The 17,507-nt window shown below is 65.7% G+C and carries 16 protein-coding genes; 7 read left to right on the plus strand and 9 right to left on the minus strand.

Annotation, left to right across the window (positions count from 1 at the left end; all coding sequences use genetic code 11):
* Window positions 1-313 precede the first annotated feature (313 nt).
* Window positions 314-610, plus strand: a complete 297-nt coding sequence (locus LQG66_RS15420; protein WP_231327057.1) for a hypothetical protein — start codon at window positions 314-316, stop codon at window positions 608-610.
* Entirely contained in the window at window positions 610-1,317 is a 708-nt protein-coding gene (locus LQG66_RS15425; protein WP_345778946.1) for a hypothetical protein, read from the plus strand. Before LQG66_RS15420 ends, LQG66_RS15425 begins: the two co-directional genes overlap by 1 nt.
* 24 nt (window positions 1,318-1,341) lie before the next feature.
* Here the strand turns inward: LQG66_RS15425 and LQG66_RS15430 are convergent, their stop codons facing one another.
* A complete protein-coding gene (locus LQG66_RS15430) occupies window positions 1,342-1,980 on the minus strand; it encodes a TetR/AcrR family transcriptional regulator (protein ID WP_345778947.1) in 639 nt (212 codons plus the stop codon).
* Between the two features lie 368 nt (window positions 1,981-2,348).
* Here LQG66_RS15430 and LQG66_RS15435 point away from each other — a divergent pair, with 368 nt between their 5' ends.
* The 4 genes from LQG66_RS15435 (at window position 2,349) to LQG66_RS15450 (ending at window position 9,020) form a co-directional block, all read left to right on the plus strand.
* Complete coding sequence (locus tag LQG66_RS15435) at window positions 2,349-3,473, plus strand: efflux RND transporter periplasmic adaptor subunit (RefSeq protein ID WP_231327059.1); 1,125 nt, start codon at window positions 2,349-2,351, stop codon at window positions 3,471-3,473.
* Entirely contained in the window at window positions 3,470-4,546 is a 1,077-nt protein-coding gene (locus LQG66_RS15440) for an efflux RND transporter periplasmic adaptor subunit (protein WP_231327060.1), read from the plus strand. The genes LQG66_RS15435 and LQG66_RS15440 overlap by 4 nt, the downstream gene beginning before the upstream one ends.
* Entirely contained in the window at window positions 4,543-7,620 is a 3,078-nt protein-coding gene (locus LQG66_RS15445) for an efflux RND transporter permease subunit (protein ID WP_305879331.1), read from the plus strand. The genes LQG66_RS15440 and LQG66_RS15445 overlap by 4 nt, the downstream gene beginning before the upstream one ends.
* A gap of 113 nt (window positions 7,621-7,733) precedes the next feature.
* A complete protein-coding gene (locus LQG66_RS15450; RefSeq protein ID WP_231327061.1) occupies window positions 7,734-9,020 on the plus strand; it encodes a DUF2130 domain-containing protein in 1,287 nt (428 codons plus the stop codon).
* A gap of 3 nt (window positions 9,021-9,023) precedes the next feature.
* Here LQG66_RS15450 and LQG66_RS15455 read toward each other — a convergent pair whose 3' ends face one another.
* Window positions 9,024-9,998: a hypothetical protein gene (locus tag LQG66_RS15455; RefSeq protein ID WP_231327062.1), complete on the minus strand. Its 975-nt coding sequence runs from the start codon at window positions 9,996-9,998 to the stop codon at window positions 9,024-9,026.
* Window positions 9,995-11,275: a toll/interleukin-1 receptor domain-containing protein gene (locus LQG66_RS15460; protein ID WP_231327063.1), complete on the minus strand. Its 1,281-nt coding sequence runs from the start codon at window positions 11,273-11,275 to the stop codon at window positions 9,995-9,997. Before LQG66_RS15460 ends, LQG66_RS15455 begins: the two co-directional genes overlap by 4 nt.
* A 229-nt stretch (window positions 11,276-11,504) precedes the next feature.
* Between LQG66_RS15460 and LQG66_RS15465 the strand changes: the two genes are divergently transcribed.
* Window positions 11,505-11,705 carry a hypothetical protein gene (locus LQG66_RS15465; protein ID WP_231327064.1) on the plus strand — a complete coding sequence of 67 codons (201 nt, stop codon included), beginning with the start codon at window positions 11,505-11,507 and terminating at the stop codon, window positions 11,703-11,705.
* 30 nt (window positions 11,706-11,735) lie between these two features.
* Here the strand turns inward: LQG66_RS15465 and LQG66_RS15470 are convergent, their stop codons facing one another.
* Genes LQG66_RS15470 through cyoB form a run of 6 tightly spaced genes read right to left on the minus strand, consistent with a single transcriptional unit; the run spans window position 11,736 to window position 17,497 of the window.
* Window positions 11,736-12,281: a response regulator transcription factor gene (locus tag LQG66_RS15470; protein ID WP_231327065.1), complete on the minus strand. Its 546-nt coding sequence runs from the start codon at window positions 12,279-12,281 to the stop codon at window positions 11,736-11,738.
* A complete protein-coding gene (locus LQG66_RS15475) occupies window positions 12,271-13,620 on the minus strand; it encodes an ATP-binding protein (RefSeq protein WP_231327066.1) in 1,350 nt (449 codons plus the stop codon). The genes LQG66_RS15470 and LQG66_RS15475 overlap by 11 nt, the downstream gene beginning before the upstream one ends.
* A gap of 55 nt (window positions 13,621-13,675) precedes the next feature.
* Window positions 13,676-14,500, minus strand: coding sequence for an SURF1 family protein (locus tag LQG66_RS15480; RefSeq protein WP_425601314.1), 825 nt, complete (start codon window positions 14,498-14,500; stop codon window positions 13,676-13,678).
* Window positions 14,497-14,865 (minus strand): cytochrome o ubiquinol oxidase subunit IV, encoded by a 369-nt coding sequence (gene cyoD, locus LQG66_RS15485; RefSeq protein ID WP_231327067.1) that lies wholly within the window; start codon window positions 14,863-14,865, stop codon window positions 14,497-14,499. Before cyoD ends, LQG66_RS15480 begins: the two co-directional genes overlap by 4 nt.
* Window positions 14,862-15,491, minus strand: coding sequence for a cytochrome o ubiquinol oxidase subunit III (cyoC, locus tag LQG66_RS15490; protein WP_231327068.1), 630 nt, complete (start codon window positions 15,489-15,491; stop codon window positions 14,862-14,864). The genes cyoD and cyoC overlap by 4 nt, the downstream gene beginning before the upstream one ends.
* Window positions 15,488-17,497 carry a cytochrome o ubiquinol oxidase subunit I gene (gene cyoB / locus LQG66_RS15495; RefSeq protein ID WP_231327069.1) on the minus strand — a complete coding sequence of 670 codons (2,010 nt, stop codon included), beginning with the start codon at window positions 17,495-17,497 and terminating at the stop codon, window positions 15,488-15,490. The genes cyoC and cyoB overlap by 4 nt, the downstream gene beginning before the upstream one ends.
* Window positions 17,498-17,507: the final 10 nt, after the last annotated feature.

Genomic DNA, 17,507 nt, shown 5'->3' on the forward strand with positions numbered 1-17,507 from the left:
CGCCATCCAGAGTCTTGCCCAGACCACCGACTGGATTGCGTCGCTTCGCTCGCAATGACGATGTGGAGAGAGTGACGTTTCAAACGGCGCGCCCGGTTCTCGCTACGAATGCGTGAAGCCCATGGCAAGACAACCGCATCAGCGCAACGCAAAGTTGAGTTCCGATGCACTCAACTCCGATCGCGCTGGAGCGCGTTCGATTGTCGTCATGACCTTGCAGTAAAATTTACCACCCATCTGCACGCGGCTTGGCGGCAGAGAAGATGGCGCTAGAGTGGTACGAACAAACCAGCTCTCAGCGAAACGCCCCTCAATGTCGATCTCCGTCAAAGGCCGACTGGCCATTGTCGCGCTCATCGTGCTTGCCTGCTTCGCAAGCTCGGTCTTGAAGCTCTATCTGGGGCTCCTGTGCATCTCTCTGCTCGTCAGCTTTGCCATCGTCGGCGTCGTCGCCTGGCTGGTGGAAAGGCTCGCGAGCAAGCGCTACCGGGGCAGCGAGAGACGGCTCGGGCGTCGCCGCCGCTGCTCCGCTCTCATCGAAGACTCTCGGCGGCTGTCGGTCCCAACAGTGGATCACGTCGACACGCCGTCGGCAGCGGGGCGCATGTGATGAGGAGGATGCGTGCGGCCGCACTGGCGTCGTTCGTCTGTCTAATCAGCAGCGCCGTCGCCTGCGCTGAGCGGCCTCCCTTCGCGGTCGTCGACCACCCATCTCAGGACGGGCGCTGCATCGACGATGCCGGAACGGGCGATCTCGATCGATCGGAGACGGCCTGCCTGGCGCAGATTCCGGACGTCGCGCAACGCAACGGCTCCGGACTGAAGCTGACATTTCGCAACGGCCGCACGCGGATCTATCGAAACCAGGATGCCAAGTGCGCCGACGGTGACGCCAAGGGCTGCGTCAAGTTTCAGCTGACGGGATTTTTCCCCGACCATGACCTCATATTGCTCGAGCGCGGGCACTGGGAGGGCGTCGACTGGCTTCTCGTGCGCGCCGACACCGGAGACGAAATTGCAATCGTGGCGCCGCCCCATTATTCGCCGGAGAAGCGCTGGCTCGTGTCGGTCGCATCCAGCCTGGGCCCTGCGGGACCGCCGGACGGCATCGATGTCGTCCCGGCGAAACGGGATCGGGCAGTGAAGGAATGGCACTATCGCGCGCCCGACGATAGCAAATGGAGCTACGAATTCGAACACTGGGACGGCGAGGATCAGATCGTCGTATCGGCCAAATCAATCGGCGACACGGGGTCGCCGCGCTCAGTTGCGATCTATCGGAAAAAGAACGAATGGCTTTTCAAGGACCCGCGCTGATCGCGTCAACGCGCCGCCTGCGCCTCATCCCTTCGCCCGCGTCCGCTTCGCCTCCAGCGCGATCAGATATGTGGCCATCATCTCCGGCAGGGCGGCGACCACGACGTCGCGGCTGCGCGGGTCCTGCTCGCGGGTAAACAGCAGCGTGCCGAGCACGACCGCATCGAAGGTGGTGGCTGCCTGCGAGCCCAGCTCCTGGCCGAGCCTGGCGCGCATCACCCGGTCTATCACCGTCCTGAACTCGGCATGCATGGTCTGGTCGTGCAGATCGAGCGTTGCCAGCGCATCGGGATGGCGCACGAAGTAGCGGATCGCCCAGCCGATCAGCTGCTCGATCACGTCGGCAGGCGACAGCGAGGCCCATTCGGCATCGCTTCGCTGCAGCACGCGATCGAAGGCCGGCTGCAGCTCGGCATCATGACGCTCGGCCAGCGCATCGAGCATCTGATCCTTGTCGCGGAAGAAATGATAAACCGAGCCGATCGACGCGCCGGCACGCTGGGCCGCCGCATGCATGCTGACGGCATCGAGACCGGACTCCGCAATCAGGGCCGCGGCCGCATCGAGCAGCTGCTCGCGGCGCTCGCGCCCGCGCGCCTGCCGCGGCGCGCGCGGCGTCGTTCGCACAGATTCCTCCGGTTTCGTCACATCTTTTCGTCGCACGTCTCGTTCGAGCTTTCGTTCTGATCGTCCGGGGCAGGCGGGGCGCCGGGATGGCCCTCCCGTGGCTTTCGAACCGGCCGGCTCTCCCCTTCCCTTTCCTTCGATACGACATTTTACGCCCAAACGGGAATTTTACTAGACAATTTATTCTAGACATGATTGTCTAATTCACTCGCTGTCAAGGGGATGATGCTCAGCTTGACCCCGAACGCCGTACTCCCTCCAACGGACAACCGCTGGTTGGGGTACATTGGCTGTGACTGCGACCACACGTCCTACACCTCCGGACGAAAGAGACGACCGATGGTCCTCGACCTCCGGCCGGATCAGCGACCGTCAACCATTTCCTTGGGCTCGAACGTGCAACCATGACCTTCCTCAGGCGACCTTCATCTCCCCCGCGCGGGTCCGGCTCGCGCCTGCTGGCGGCAGCCGGCTGTGCCGCAATCGGGCTGTTGCTCGCCGGCTGCAATCAGAAGACCGCAGTGACGGCGCAGCCGTCCCGGCTGGTCCGGACCGAGATCGTGAAACTGTCCGAGCGGCGGCAATCGATCACGCTCACCGGCGACGTCCAGGCGCGCGTGCTTGCAGACCTGTCGTTCCGGGTCAGCGGCCGCGTCACCGAGCGGCTCGTCGAGGTCGGTGCGCACGTCAAGGCCGGGCAGTTGCTCGCCAAGATCGATCCGGCCGAGCAGCAGGCCGATCTCGACTCCGCCGAGGCCGCCGTGACGGCTGCGGAGTCGCAGGTCAAGGTCGCGACCTCCAATTTCAACCGGCAGCAGACCTTGCTGACCAGCGGCTTCACGACGCGCGCGACCTTCGATCAGGCTCAGGAGACGTTGCGGACGGCTGAAGGTTCGCTGGAATCCGCCAAGGCCCAGCGCGACACCGCCAAGGACGCACTCACCTTCACCGAGCTGCGCGCCGACGCCGACGGCACCATCACCGCGCGTAACGTCGAGGTCGGTCAGGTCGCGCAGGCGGCGCAGTCTGTGTTCACGCTGGCGCATGACGGCGACCGCGACGCCGTGATCGACGTCTACGAGGCGGCGCTGTCGTTGAAGTTCGACGGCAGCAAGGCGGCGCTGGCGCTGCTCTCGGATCCCTCGGTGACCGCCAAGGGACAAGTGCGCGAGGTCTCGCCGACCATCGATCCCAAATCCGGGACAGTCCGTGTCAAGATGGCGATCGAGAATCCGCCGCCCGAGATGACCCTCGGCAGCGCCGTGACCGTCACCGGCTTCATCAAGCCGGAGCAGCGCATCGTGCTGCCCTGGAGCGCGCTCACCGCGGCAGGCAAAACACCCGCGGTGTGGCTGGTCGATGCCGCCGACAAGTCGGTCTCGCTCAAGCCGATCACGATCGAGGACTATGAGACCGGAGCGTTCGTCGTCTCCACCGGGCTCAAGCCCGGCGATCGCGTCGTCACCGAGGGCGGCAAGCTGCTGAGCGTCGGACAAAAGATCACATTCAACGAGGAGGCGCGGTCGTGATGATGCCGATACGTTGTGTCGTTCCGCTCGGCGCGCTCGCTCTGCTCGCCGGCTGCAACGAGAAAGCCGCGGCTCCCGAGCCGGTCCGGCCGGTGCTGTCGATGAAGGTCGAGCCGCAGGCGGCCAATGGCTCGGCCGTCAGCGGCACGATCGAGCCGCGCTACAAGGCCGATCTGAGCTTCCGGGTGTTGGGACGACTGATCGCGCGGCCGGTGTTCGTCGGCGACATGGTCAAGCAGGACCAGGTGGTGGCGGCGATCGATCCCGCCGCGCTCGAGCTTGCGATGCGCGCGTCGGCCGCTGAGGTCTCGCGCAGCCAGGCGCAGCTGACCAACGCGACCGGCACCGAAGGCCGGCAGCGCACCTTGCTGGAAACCGACGCCACGACGAAGGCGACGCTGGAGAGCGCCGAGCAGTCGCGCGCGGCCGCCCAGGCCTCCGTCGTCAAGGCGCAGTCCAACCTCGCCAAGGCGCGCGAGCAGCTCGGCTACGCACAACTGAAGGCAGACTTCGCCGGCATCGTCACGGCCGTCGGCGCCGAAGTCGGCCAGGTCGTTTCGCCGGGCGTCAGCGTCGTCACCGTCGCGCGGCCCGACGTCCGCGACGCCGTCATCGATGTCGGCGAGGACGTTGCGGGCAGCCTGCAGGCCGACACGCCGTTTACGGTGAGGCTGCAGGTCGATCCCCGGATCAGCACCACCGGCAAGGTGCGCGAGATCGGGCCGCGGGCCGATGCGACGACCCGCACGCGCCGCATCCGGATCACGCTCGACAATCCGCCGGAGATCATGCGCCTCGGCACCACGGTGACCGCGACGCTGGATACCGAACAGAAGACGGTCATCAGGCTGCCGCGCTCGGCTGTCCTCGAGCAGAACGACAAGAGCTTCGTCTGGCTGGTCGATACCGCCAGCAAGACGGTCAAGCAGCAGGAAATCACGATCGCCCGCAACGAGGACGGCAGCATCCGCGTCACCACCGGCCTCGAAGCCGGGCAGCGCGTCGTCACCGCCGGCGTGCACAGTCTCAAGGATGGCCAGCCCGTCCGCATCGATCAGGAATCGCAGCCGTGAAGTCCTTCAATCTCTCCGACTGGGCGCTCGAGCATCGCTCGCTCGTCTGGTATTTCATGATCGCCTTCATGGCCGCAGGTCTGTTTTCCTATCTGCATCTCGGCCGTGAGGAGGATCCCGCCTTCACGATCAAGACGATGCTGATCCAGGCGAAATGGCCCGGCGCCTCCGCCGAGGAGATGACGCGCCAGGTCACGGACCGGATCGAGAAGAAGCTCGAGGAGCTGCCGGCACTCGACTACACCAAGAGCCTGACCGTTCCCGGCCAGACCACCGTGTTCGTCAATTTGCGCGATACGACCAAGGCGCGCGACGTGGTGCCGACCTGGCTGCAGGTGCGCAACCTCATCAACGACATCAAGGGCGACTTCCCGTCGGGCGTGGTCGGGCCGGGATTCAACGACCGCTTCGGCGACGTGTTCGGCAACATTTACGCCTTCACCAGCGACGGGCTCAGCCAGCGCCAGCTGCGCGACCGGGTCGAAGAGGTCCGCGCCAAGGTGTTGACCGTGCCCAATGTCGGCCGCGTCGATATCGTCGGCGCCCAGAACGAGGTGATCTATCTGGAATTCTCGCCGCGCAAGGTGGCCGCGCTCGGCATCGACCAGCGCACCATCCTGACCGCGCTACAGGCGCAGAATGCGGTGTCGCCCTCCGGCGTGCTGCAGGCGGGGCCCGAGCGGGTCGCCGTGCGTGTCTCCGGCCAGTTCACCTCGGAAGAGAGCCTCAAGGCAATCAATCTGCGCATCAACGACCGCTTCTTCCCGTTGACCGACGTCGCCACCATCAGCCGCGGCTACGAGGATCCGCCGACGTCGCTGTTCCGCTTCAACGGCCAGCCCGCGATCGGGCTCGCCATCGGCATGAAGGCCGGCGCCAATCTGCTGGAGTTCGGTGATGCCCTGAAGCAGGAGATGACCAAGGTCATAGCCGATCTGCCGGTCGGCGTCGGCGTGCACCTGGTCTCCGACCAGCCGAAGATCGTCGAGGAGGCGGTCGGCGGCTTCACCAAGGCGCTCTACGAAGCCGTCATCATCGTGCTCGCGATCAGCTTCATCAGCCTTGGCGTGCGCGCCGGGCTGGTGGTCGCGATCTCGATCCCGCTGGTGCTCGCCATCACCTTCCTGGTCATGGCCTATACCGGCATCTCGTTGCAGCGCATCTCGTTGGGCGCACTGATCATCGCGCTCGGCCTCTTGGTCGACGACGCCATGATCGCGGTCGAGATGATGGTGGCGCGGCTCGAGGTCGGAGACTCGCTGCGCAAGGCCGCGACCTACGTCTACACCTCCACCGCCTTCCCGATGCTGACGGGCACGCTGGTCACGGTCGCCGGCTTCATTCCGATCGGTCTCAACAACAGCGCCGCCGGCGAGTTCACCTTCACGCTGTTCGTCGTGATCGCGGTGTCGCTGGTGGTGTCGTGGATCGTGGCGGTGCTGTTCACGCCATTGCTCGGCGTCACCATCCTGCCCGCCTCTCTGCCCAACCATCACGCCGAGGCTGGCCGGCTGGCGCGCATGTTCCGCGCAGTGCTCGGCGCCTGCATGCAGCATCGCTGGAGCACGATCATCGTCACCGTCCTCGTGTTCGGGCTGTCGGTGGTCGGCATGGGCTTCGTGCAGCAGCAGTTCTTCCCCTCCTCCGACCGCAACGAGCTCATCATCGACTTCAACCTGCCGCAGAACTCCTCGATCGCGGAGACCAACGCGCAGATGGCGAAGTTCGAGCAGGAGGCGCTGAAGGACAATCCCGACATCGACCATTGGTCGACCTATGTCGGCTCGGGTGCGCAGCGCTTCGTGCTGTCGTTCGACGTACAGCCTGCCGACTTGTCGTTCGGGCAGATCATCATCGTGACCAAGAACCTCGAGGTGCGCGATCGCGCCCGGGCCAAGCTGCAGGCCTATCTCACCAAGACCTTCCCCGGCACCGATGCCTATGTGCATCTGCTCGACATCGGCCCGCCGGTCGGCCGTCCGGTGCAGTACCGCGTCAGCGGCCCCGACGTGGCCAAGGCGCGCGAGATCGCGCAGCAGGTCGCCGGCATCATGCGGAGCAACTCTCATCTCGGCGCCGTCGTGTTCGACTGGATGGAGCCGGCGCGCGTGGTGAAGGTCGACGTGCTGCAGGACAAGGCGCGCCAGCTCGGCGTCACCTCGGAGGACATCGCCAACGCGCTGAACAGCGTGCTCGACGGCACCTCGATCACGCAGGTGCGCGACGACATCTACCTGATCGACGTCCGCGGCCGCGCCAATGCCAAGGAACGGCAATCGCTGGAGACGCTGCGCGACCTGCAGCTATCGGGATCGAACGGCCAGTCGATCCCGCTCGCCGCGCTGGCGACCTTGCGCTACCAGATCGAGCAGCCGGAGATCTGGCGGCGCTCGCGGCAACCGACGCTGACCTTGAAGGCCAGCGTGGTCGATCAGGTGCAGCCAAACACGGTGGTCGATCAGCTCAAGCCCGAGATCGCAGCCTTCAACGCCAAGCTTCCGGTCGGCTACAACGTCGTCACCGGCGGCTCAGTCGAGGAAAGCGCCAAGAGCCAGGCACCGATCATCGCCGTCGTGCCGATCATGCTGTTCACCATGGCCACGATCCTGATGCTGCAGCTGCAGAGCTTCCATAGGCTGTTCCTGGTGTTCGCCGTGGCGCCGTTGGCCCTGATCGGCGTGGTGGCGGCGCTGTTGCCCAGCGGCGCGCCGCTCGGCTTCGTCGCCATCCTCGGCGTGCTCGCGCTGATCGGCATCCTGATCCGCAACTCCGTCATCCTGATCGTGCAGATCGAGCATCTGCGCGACGAAGGACGGCCGCCCTGGGAGGCGGTCATGGAGGCGACCGAGCACCGCATGCGACCAATCATGCTGACCGCGGCCGCCGCCTCGCTCGCGCTGATCCCGATCGCGCGCGAGGTCTTCTGGGGCCCGATGGCCTATGCGATGATGGGCGGCATCATCGTCGGCACCGTGCTGACCCTGCTGTTCCTGCCGGCGCTCTATGTCGCCTGGTTCCGCATCAAGGCGCCGGACAGCACCGCGGCTCCCGAGGCCACGCCGCACGGCGCGTGAGGCGCCGAACGGCCGGGAATCGCAGATAATTGCGTGGGATAAGCCGTCCGCGTGGGTTAAACGCCACGCGGCGGCCGGTTAGATTCGGCCTCCATGAGCGAAGGATGCGAATCATGACCGATCCTCAGATCGTCTGCCCCTCCTGCCGCACCGAGATCAGGCTCACCGAGCAGCTCGCCGCGCCCTTGATTGCGGAGACCCGCCGGCAGTTCGAGAAGCAGCTTGCCGCCAAGGAGGCTGATTTCGGCCGCCGCGAGACGCAGCTGAAGGCGGCTCAGGAGCAGATCGCGCAGGCCCGCGCGGCGATCGACCAGCAGGTCGCGGCGAAGCTGAAGACCGAGCGCGCGGCGATCGCGCAGGCCGAGGCTGCGCGCGCGCGTGCCGCGCTGGCGGAAGAAATCGGCCGCGGCGAGCAGAAGCTCACCGAGCTGCACGAGATTCTCGCCGCCAAGGACGCCAAGCTGGCCGATGCCCAGAAGGCGCAGGCCGAGATGATGCGCAAGCAGCGCGAGCTCGACGAGGCCCGTCGCGAGCTCGATCTCACGATCGAGAAGAAGGTGCAGGAGAGCCTCGTCGCCGTGCGTGACAAGGCTCGGCTCGAAGGCGAGGAGTCGCTGAAGGCCAAGGTCGCCGAGAAGGAGACCCAGATCGCCGGCATGCAGCGGCAGATCGAGGAGCTCCGGCGCAAGGCCGAACAGGGCTCGCAGCAGCTGCAGGGCGAGGCACTCGAGATCGAGCTGGAATCGCAGTTGCGCGCGCGGTTTCCGCGCGACCTGGTCGAGCCGGTGCCGAAGGGCGAGTTCGGCGGCGACGTGCTGCATCGGGTGGTCGGCCCCGGCGGCCAGGTCTGCGGCACGATCCTGTGGGAGTCCAAGCGCACCAAGAACTGGAGCGACGGCTGGCTGGTCAAGCTGCGCGACGACCAGCGCGCGGCCAAAGCCGACATCGCGCTGATCGTCTCGACCGCGCTGCCCAAGGGCGTCGACGGCTTCGACCTGATCGACGGCGTCTGGGTCGCCGAGCCGCGCTTTGCGCTGCCGCTGTCGCTCGCGCTGCGGCAGTCGCTGATCGACGTCGCCGGCAGCAAGCTCGCCCAGGAAGGCCAGCAGACCAAGATGGAGATGGTCTACGCCTATCTGACCGGTCCGCGCTTCCGCCACCGCATCGATGCGATCGTCGAGCGCTTCACCGAGATGCAGTCGGATCTCGACCGCGAGCGCAAAACGATGATGCGGCTGTGGGCCAAGCGTGAGGAGCAGCTGCGTGGCGTGCTCGATTCCACCGCAGGCCTCTATGGCGATCTCCAGGGCATCGCCGGCCGCGCCATGCAGGAGATCGAGAGCCTCGACATCCTGCTGATCGAAGGCGAGGGCAACGTCAGCAGTGAAGCGGCTGAATAGATCTCAGGCCGACGGGATGAGCCGCGTCAGCATCGTCATGACCAGCTCGGCGATCTCAGTGTAGCTGTCGGAAACGGCGAGGCGCCTTGCCTCCTTGAGGAGGTTCGCCGCTGTGAGCCGCGCCTGGTAGTCGGCGGCGAACGGACGCACCTTGTCGATCGAGGCCCAGTAGTTCGCGAGCATGGCCTGCTCTGTCGGATCTGCCGGCTGAGGGCGCGGAACCAGGTCCTCATCGCCGATCAATCCGAGCGCCCCGGCGACATCGCGGCTGGCACCGCCGATGCCGCCGATCACGATCAGCGGCTTGTTGGCCTCCAATGTCGCCACAGCCTCGGCGGCGATGCCGGACTTGCCGTCGCCCCAGTAGCTGCCGTCGGGGTGCTTGCTCACGCCGGCGCGCCCGCCCATCATGATCCGCGCGTCGGTCTCCTTCGCCATCGAGCGCCGCATGCCGGCCAGCGGATCGCCGGTCGGCGGCGTCATAAACAGCGGCACGATCTGAGGAACGGCGCCAAGTTCGTCCGCCTTCTGGACCGTTGCGGTCCGGCTGCTGCCGACATAGACGTCGGCCATCGTTCCCGACGGCAGCAGCGTCGCAACGGTGGTCTCGTCGGACAGCAGCTTGATCTCGCTGAAGGCGCCGAGCCGCAGCGCATGCGCCCAGACCTTGTCCTTGCCTTCGCGCTGAAGATCATTGGCGCGCAGATAATGGATGAAGGGACGGCTCTTCAGCGCCTCGCCGCTGGCGCGATAGGCAGCGCCCAACTGCGTCGAGATCTCCTGGGTGAAGTTGGTCTCGGTCGGCGGCTCGATGCGGCCGCCATAGGCGATCCTGGCGCCGTGATAGACCAGCGGCGTCAGCACCGCGCTGAGCACGCGCTTGTCGTCGTTCTCGAACATGCCGAGGGCGTCGAGATCCGGCGTATCCGACACCGACAATGCGAGGGTCCACCCCTTGCTCCGGCTCGTCGCGCTCATGACGACAGCTCGCTGAGGGCGATCAGGCTGACCTGCGGAAACGCGGTCTCGATCAGCTCCTTCTCGTGCAGGCATATCGGCGGGTCGGGATACACCAACCGGATCGGGCCGTGCATACAGTGATGCACCAGCTCGGCGAGCTCCGGCGGCCGGGCGCAGACGACGATCTCACCACCGGGCGCGGGATGACTGTTGACGCGATCCTGTGCGTCCGCCGCCCACACCTCCATTCGCATCGCTTCCGACAGCAGCGCCAGCAGCACATGCTCGATGTCGGCGTCGCTGATGCTGGTCACGTCCAGCCGCTCCATTCCGCCGTCCGGCTGATAGCGGACGTCCGGCGTGCGGATCACCGGCACGTTGCCCAGATAGGGAAAGCTGCGCAGCGTTCCGCGATGCGACAGATCCCACAGCACGATCGGGCTGCCGAACTTCTTGGCCGTCAGGAGCTCCCACATGCACCAGGGACGGCCGTGATAGGCGTCGGTGAGGATGCCGAGCAGCGCGCCGCGCTTGATCGCCTGCTCGAACTGCTTGGCATAGGCACCGCCGGCCACCGTGTCGCTGGCGTCGAAGAACATCTCGACGCTGTTGACGCGGACCTCATCCGGCGTCGGGTTCGGTCTGGAGTCCCTGAAGCGCTCCAGCAACAGCGCGACGCCCTCGCCGTCCATCTTCGCATGGCTGAGAAAGATCCCGATCCGGCGCAACTCCTCGGCGGAAGTGGCCTGCCCGGTCGCGCTCTGTTCGATCATGGTCCGGTTCATGGCACGCTGCACATTGCGCTGGTGCGCCCACACCGCGCCCATCACATACATCGTGATGCGCCGGGTCCAGCGCTCCCAGCCTTGCTCCGCTTGCGGAGCGGGCGCGACGATGCCCTGGGTCGCGAGCGCATCGAATGCCGACACGCCCTGACCACGCGACGTGATCACGGGCAACAGCATGTCGGCGACGCTGCTATCTCGGATGTGCCGCTCGATGTCGGCGACGTAATCGCCCCACTCACCCTCGCGGTTGCGCATCACGTCGTCGATCACGAGGATGACGATGTTGGAGCGCGCCGCCGCCCAGTCGATCGGCTGCGGCCTGCCGGTGTCGCGCCAGTTCGCGCTGCGCTTGCGTACGGGAATGCGGAAGCCGATTCCATCGCGCATCATGCCGAGCGCATCGAGCTGCCTATGCAGCGTATCGGCAAGACGGCCGCCGGGATCCTCGGACGGATCCGGCCGCGCCGGCGCCCACAGCACATAGACCCGCATCGGCTCGATGGACATGGCCGGCCCTCGTCGCAGCTTCGTCAGCGAAACACAACCTGAAGACGAAGACAAGCCGACGATGCGAGCCCGACGCCCCGAATGGCAACCGGATACGGCGGCGAATTTTATGGCGCGCCTATAAGCTGGTCCCGGGCGCCGTCTCGCATTCCTATGCGGCCCGGGTGCATCCTCCGTTACAATGGAGGCTGGTCCTGCGCCGGCCTGGCTCGCTCAAGGGAAAGCCGGAATGTCGCTTCTGACCGCTCACCGTGAACAGGATTTCCGCGCATCATGGCTGCGTCCGGCAGAACGACGCACCGACAGCAGAGCACGCGCCCTGCTCGGACGGCTCGCCCGCTTCGTGCTGGCGCTGACCGTGGCCGGCGGCGTCCTGACCTTGCTGGTCGCCCTGAAGACGGCGGCCTACATGTCGCATCATCCGATCTGACCAGTCGCCGCAAGCCCATCGGATCACGAGCTACTTCACCGGCCGCTTCTCCAGCTTGCGCGCCAGGGTACGGCGATGCATGCCGAGCCGCCGCGCGGCTTCGGAGATGTTGAAGTCGGTCTCGATCAGGGTCTGGTGGATGCGCTCCCATTCCAGCGTCTTGATCGAGGTCGAGCGTTCGGCCAGCGCGACCTGGGCATTGCCTTGGACCTTGCCTTGGGCCTTGCGGAACGCCTCCTCGATGTCGTCGGTGTTCGACGGCTTGGCGAGATAGTGGCAGGCGCCGAGCTTGATGGCCTCGACCGCGGTCGCGATGCTGGCAAAGCCGGTGAGCACCACGATCAGCATGTCCGGATCGTGCGCATGCAGCTTCTCGACGCAGACGAGACCGGAGGCGCCGCCGAGCTTCAGGTCCACGACGGCATAGCCGGGCGACTGCGCTTTCAGGACCTCATCGACCTGCTCGAGCGAGGCCGCGATCACAGCGTCGTAGCCGCGCCGTTCGAACGAGCGCTTCAAGGTGCGCGCGAAGCCATCGTCGTCCTCGACGATCAACAGGGACCGCTCACTCTCCACGGGGCTCTCCAATCGCAAGCATCGACAGCGGCAAGGATAGCCGCACGGTCGCCCCACGCCCCCGGTGATTCCAGGCTGAAACGCTGCCGCCGAGCTTGCGGATCACGTTGACGACCAGGAACAGGCCGAGCCCGCCGCCCGGACGCCCCTTGCTGGACTGATAGGGCCGCCCGAGCTGGGCCAGAATGTTCGGCTCGAAACCGGGGCCGCGGTCGCTGACCGTGAGCAGCAGCATATCGCCGTCGCGTTCGGCCAGGAACTCCACCCAGTCGCGCGAGACTTCGAAGGCGTTGTCGAGCACGTTGACGATGGCCTGCTTCAGCGCGACGTCGGAGACGATCGCCGGATCGGAACCGAACTCGTTGCGGACCATCAGGTTGCGGGCTGATCGCGCGGCGCTCCACTCGGCGACCAGCGTGGTCAGGAACGCTTTCAACGTCGTCGGCGCCGACCCCTCGCCGCGCGCCTGCCCGGCCGAGACCAGGATGTCGGTGACGATCGACTTGCAGCGCTGCACCGCGGCTTCCATCTCCGCGAAGTCATCCGCGAGCGCCGGGTCGGCTGCAATCGCCGTCATGCGCCGCCAATCGTTCAGGATGACCGACAGCGACGCCAGGGGCGTGCCGAGCTCGTGCGCAGCCCCCGACGCGAGCAGGCCCATGCGGATGATGTGGTCCTGCTCGACGGCATGCTGGCGCAGGTCGGCGAGCTTGGTGTCGCGCTCGCGCAGGTTCCGGTTGATGCGCGTCACGAACACGACGAGCAGCACGGCGTCGAGCATGAAGCCGACGAACATGCCGGTGATGTGCAGGCTGAAGGGATCGCTGACGTGCCGATGCGGCAGTTCAAGCGGCCAATAGGAGATGGTGAGCCAGATGAAGCTGATCACGGTGAGCGCGACCAGCGACCACGACGAGCGCGCATCGAGCAGCACGGCCCCTAACGTGACTTGCAGCAGATAGAGGCAGGTGAACGGATTGGCGGCGCCGCCGGTGAGATAGAGCTCCGACGTCAGCGCGATGACGTCGAGCATCAAGGCGATCAGCAGGTGACGGTTGCCGACGTCGACCCGACGGCGCAGCCAGATGTGGCTGCCGACGTTCAGCGCCACCAGCGCGCAGACCACGGCCGCCATCGGCAGCAGCGGCAGCGCGATGCCGAACCAGAAGGTGACGAAGGCGACGGTCACGATCTGGCCGACGACCGCGATCCAGCGCAGCTGGATCAGGAGCACCATGTTCTTGCGGTTGGTCGCGTCCCTGGTCGGCAGCGGCGCGCTGATCTCCGGTGTGGCGATCGCAGCCACCGCCCCCAGCGGCAGATTCGGCGCCTCGTTCATCGCCGGTCTTCCGACTCCGACACATCCGGAAGCGCCGCTGGCCGGGCCCGTTTGCTCAAGAGGCTGACGCCTCGTGTCTGCGGATGTCCGCTTGCCGATGATCCCATTCCAAGCCCTGCGCTGCTGACGAACCAAGACCGCCATAGGCGCGGCGCAGCCGCTGCAGCCCGGCGCCGGCCAGCATCAAAGCCAATGTAAACCACGTCAGCGCGTAGACCAGATGGTTGTTCGCAAAGGAGATCACCGTGAGCCCGCCGACCGGAAAACCGCCCGGATTGGGCGTGGCATCCGCATCGACGAAGAACGGTGCGGCATGGGCGAGGCCGCGGGCGGCCGCGATGGCGACAACGTCACGTGAATACCAGCGATTGCCTGAGGGATCATTGTGGCGCAGGAAACCGCCGCCGGGCTCGGACAATCGCAGCAGGCCGGTCACCCGAACCTCGTCCGCCGGGTTCCCGGCCTTGCGGCTCTCGGGATCACGGCGGTCAGCGGGGACGAAGCCGCGGTTCACGAGCACGACGCCTTCGGCAGTCTGCAACGGTGTCACGACCCAATAGCCGGGGCCCTCGACCGTCACGGCCTGCACCAGCGTCTCGCGGTCATGCAGGAAGCGGCCGCTCGCGGCGACGCGCCTGTACTCATCGTCGGACCGGTTGGTCCCGGGCCACGACGCCGGACCGGGAACCGGCACCGCCTCGGTGTGGACGCGGCGCTCGACGCGGTCGATCAGGTCGAGCTTCCAGGCGCGCCGCTCGACCTGCCAGATGCCGAGCGCAAGCAGGACCGCGACACAGGTCGCCCAGACGACACCGATCGTGATCAGCCGCGGCCGAACGGATACGGCCGGCGAACCGCCCGCAACCGGACGGCGGGTCAAGGCGTCTGGCCCATCTCGTGCGCCGGCATCATGTTGGTGGTCAGGTGATGCATCACCCACAGCGAGCCGCTGAGCGCGATCACCACCATGACGATGGTGAAGATCAGCGCCATCATGGTCCAGCCGCCCTCGCTGCGCGTGTTCATGTGCAGGAAGAAGATCATGTGGACGACGACCTGGACGGCGGCCAGCGCCATGATGATCAGCGCCGTGGCCTGCTTGTCGAGCGAGCCGTTCATCACCAGCAGGAACGGCACGGCCGTCAGGACGACGGAGGCCGCGAAGCCGATCAGCTGGCCGGAGCGGGTGCCGGCATGGGCATCGGCGGCATGATGGTCGACTGGAAGGTGGGCGTGCGAGCTCATCGAAGCATTCCCATCAGATAGACGAAGGTGAAGACGCCGATCCAGATCACGTCGAGGAAGTGCCAGAACATGCTGAGGCAGATCAGCCGGCGCCGGTTGGCCTCGATCAGCCCGCGCGTGCGGACCTGCACCATCAAGGTCATCAGCCAGACGAGACCGAAGGTCACGTGCAGGCCGTGCGTCCCAACCAGGGTGAAGAACGACGACAGGAACGCGCTGCGCTGCGGCGTCGCGCCCTCATGGATCATGTGGGCGAATTCGCTGAGCTCGATGCCGAGAAAGGCGAGGCCGAACAGGCCGGTCACCACCAGCCAGCCCTGCATCGCACCGACGCGGTTCTGCTGCATCGACAGCATCGCGAAGCCGTAGGTGAGCGACGACAGCAACAGGAACGAGGTGTTGACTGCGACCAGCGACAGGTCGAACAGGTCCTTCGGCGCCGGCCCTGCGGCGTATCTGGCGCCGAGCACGCCGTAGACCGCAAACAGGATCGCGAAGATGAGGCAGTCGCTCATCAGATAGAGCCAGAAGCCGAGCATCGTGCTGTCGCCTTCGGCGTGCTCGTGCTCGTCGACGACGTAGAACACCGGCTCGCCGGCCTTCAGGGTGCCCATCGCAACGGTCATGACTTGGCTCCTGCCGCGAGCAATTCGGTGCGGGCGCGCTCGACGCCCACGACCTCATCGGCCGCGATGTGGAAGCTGCGGTGATAGTTGAAGGTGTGGGTGATCGCGACCGCGAGCAGCGCGATGAAGCTTCCGGCCGCGAGCCACCACATGTACCAGATCAGGCCGAACGCCATGGTCGTGCTGAGCCCGGCCAGGATCACACCGGTGCCGGTGTTGCTCGGCATGTGGATCGCCTTGAAGCCGCCGAGCGGGCGTGTGTAGCCGCGGCGCTTCATGTCCCACCAGGCGTCGTTGTCGTGTACGACCGGCGTGAACGCGAAATTATAGGCCGGCGGCGGCGAGGAGGTCGCCCATTCCAGCGTCCGCGCGTCCCAGGGGTCGCCGGTGACGTCGGCGAGCTGCTCGCGCCTGAGAATGCTGACCGCGATCTGGACGATGAAGCTCGCGATGCCCAGCAGGATCAGGACCGCGCCGATGCTCGCGATCACGAACCAGATCTGCAAACTTGGATCGTCGAAGGTGCGCAGTCGCCGGGTCACGCCCATCAGGCCGAGCACATAGAGTGGCATGAAGGCGAAGTAGAAGCCTGATGTCCAGAACCAGAACGACAGCTTGCCCCAGAACGGGTCGAGCTTGAATCCGAACGCCTTCGGGAACCAGTAGGCCATGCCGGCGAACGCGCCGAACACAACGCCGCCGATGATCACGTTGTGGAAGTGGGCGACCAGAAACAGGCTGTTGTGCAGCACGAAGTCGGCCGGCGGCACCGCGAGCAGTACGCCGGTCATGCCGCCGATCACGAAGGTCAGCATGAAAGCGATGGTCCACATCATCGGCAGCTCGAAGCGGATGCGGCCGCGATACATCGTAAACAGCCAGTTGAACATCTTCGCGCCCGTCGGGATCGAGATGATCATGGTGGTGATGCCGAAGAAGGAGTTCACGCTGGCGCCCGAGCCCATCGTAAAGAAATGGTGCAACCATACGAGGTAGGACAGGATCGTGATGACGACGGTGGCATAGACCATCGAGGTGTAGCCGAACAGGCGCTTGCCCGAAAAGGTCGAGGTGACCTCGGAGAAGACGCCGAACACCGGAAGAACCAGGATGTAGACCTCCGGATGGCCCCAGATCCAGATGAGGTTCACATACATCATCGGATCGCCACCAAAGTCGTTGGTGAAGAAGTTGGTGCCGACGTAGCGGTCGAGCGACAGCAGCGCCAGCACGGCCGTCAGCACCGGGAAGGAGGCGACGATCAGCACGTTGGTGCACAGCGAGGTCCAGGTGAACACCGGCATCTTCATCATCGTCATGCCGGGCGCGCGCATCTTCACGATGGTGCAGATCAGGTTGACGCCCGACAGCAACGTACCGACGCCCGCGACCTGCAGCGCCCAGATGTAATAGTCGACACCGACATCCGGACTGTAGGAGATATTCGACAGCGGCGGATAGGCCAGCCACCCGGTGCGGGCGAACTCGCCGACGAACAGCGAGCACATCACCAGCACGGCGCCGGCCGTGGTCATCCAGAAGCTGAAATTGTTGAGGAACGGAAACGACACGTCGCGGGCGCCGATCTGCAGCGGAACGACATAGTTCATCAGGCCGGTGACCAGCGGCATCGCCACGAAGAAGATCATGATCACGCCGTGGGCGGTGAAGACCTGATCGTAGTGATGCGAGTTGAGATAACCTTCCGATCCGTTGAAGGCGATCGCCTGCTGCAGCCGCATCATCAGCGCATCGGCAAAGCCGCGCAGCAGCATGACGATGCCGAGCACCATGTACATGATGCCGATGCGCTTGTGGTCGACGGTGGTGAACCACTCCTTCCACAGATAGCCCCACAGGCGAAAATAGGTGATGGCGCCGAACAGGGCCGCTCCGCCGAGCGCGACCATCGCGAAGGTGCCGATGATGATCGGCTCATGCAGCGGCAGCTGGTCCAGCGTCAGCCGGCCGAAGATGAACCTGGTGAGATCTGACGTGTCGAACATGATCGTACCC

Source organism: Bradyrhizobium ontarionense (assembly GCF_021088345.1).
Lineage (GTDB): Bacteria > Pseudomonadota > Alphaproteobacteria > Rhizobiales > Xanthobacteraceae > Bradyrhizobium > Bradyrhizobium ontarionense.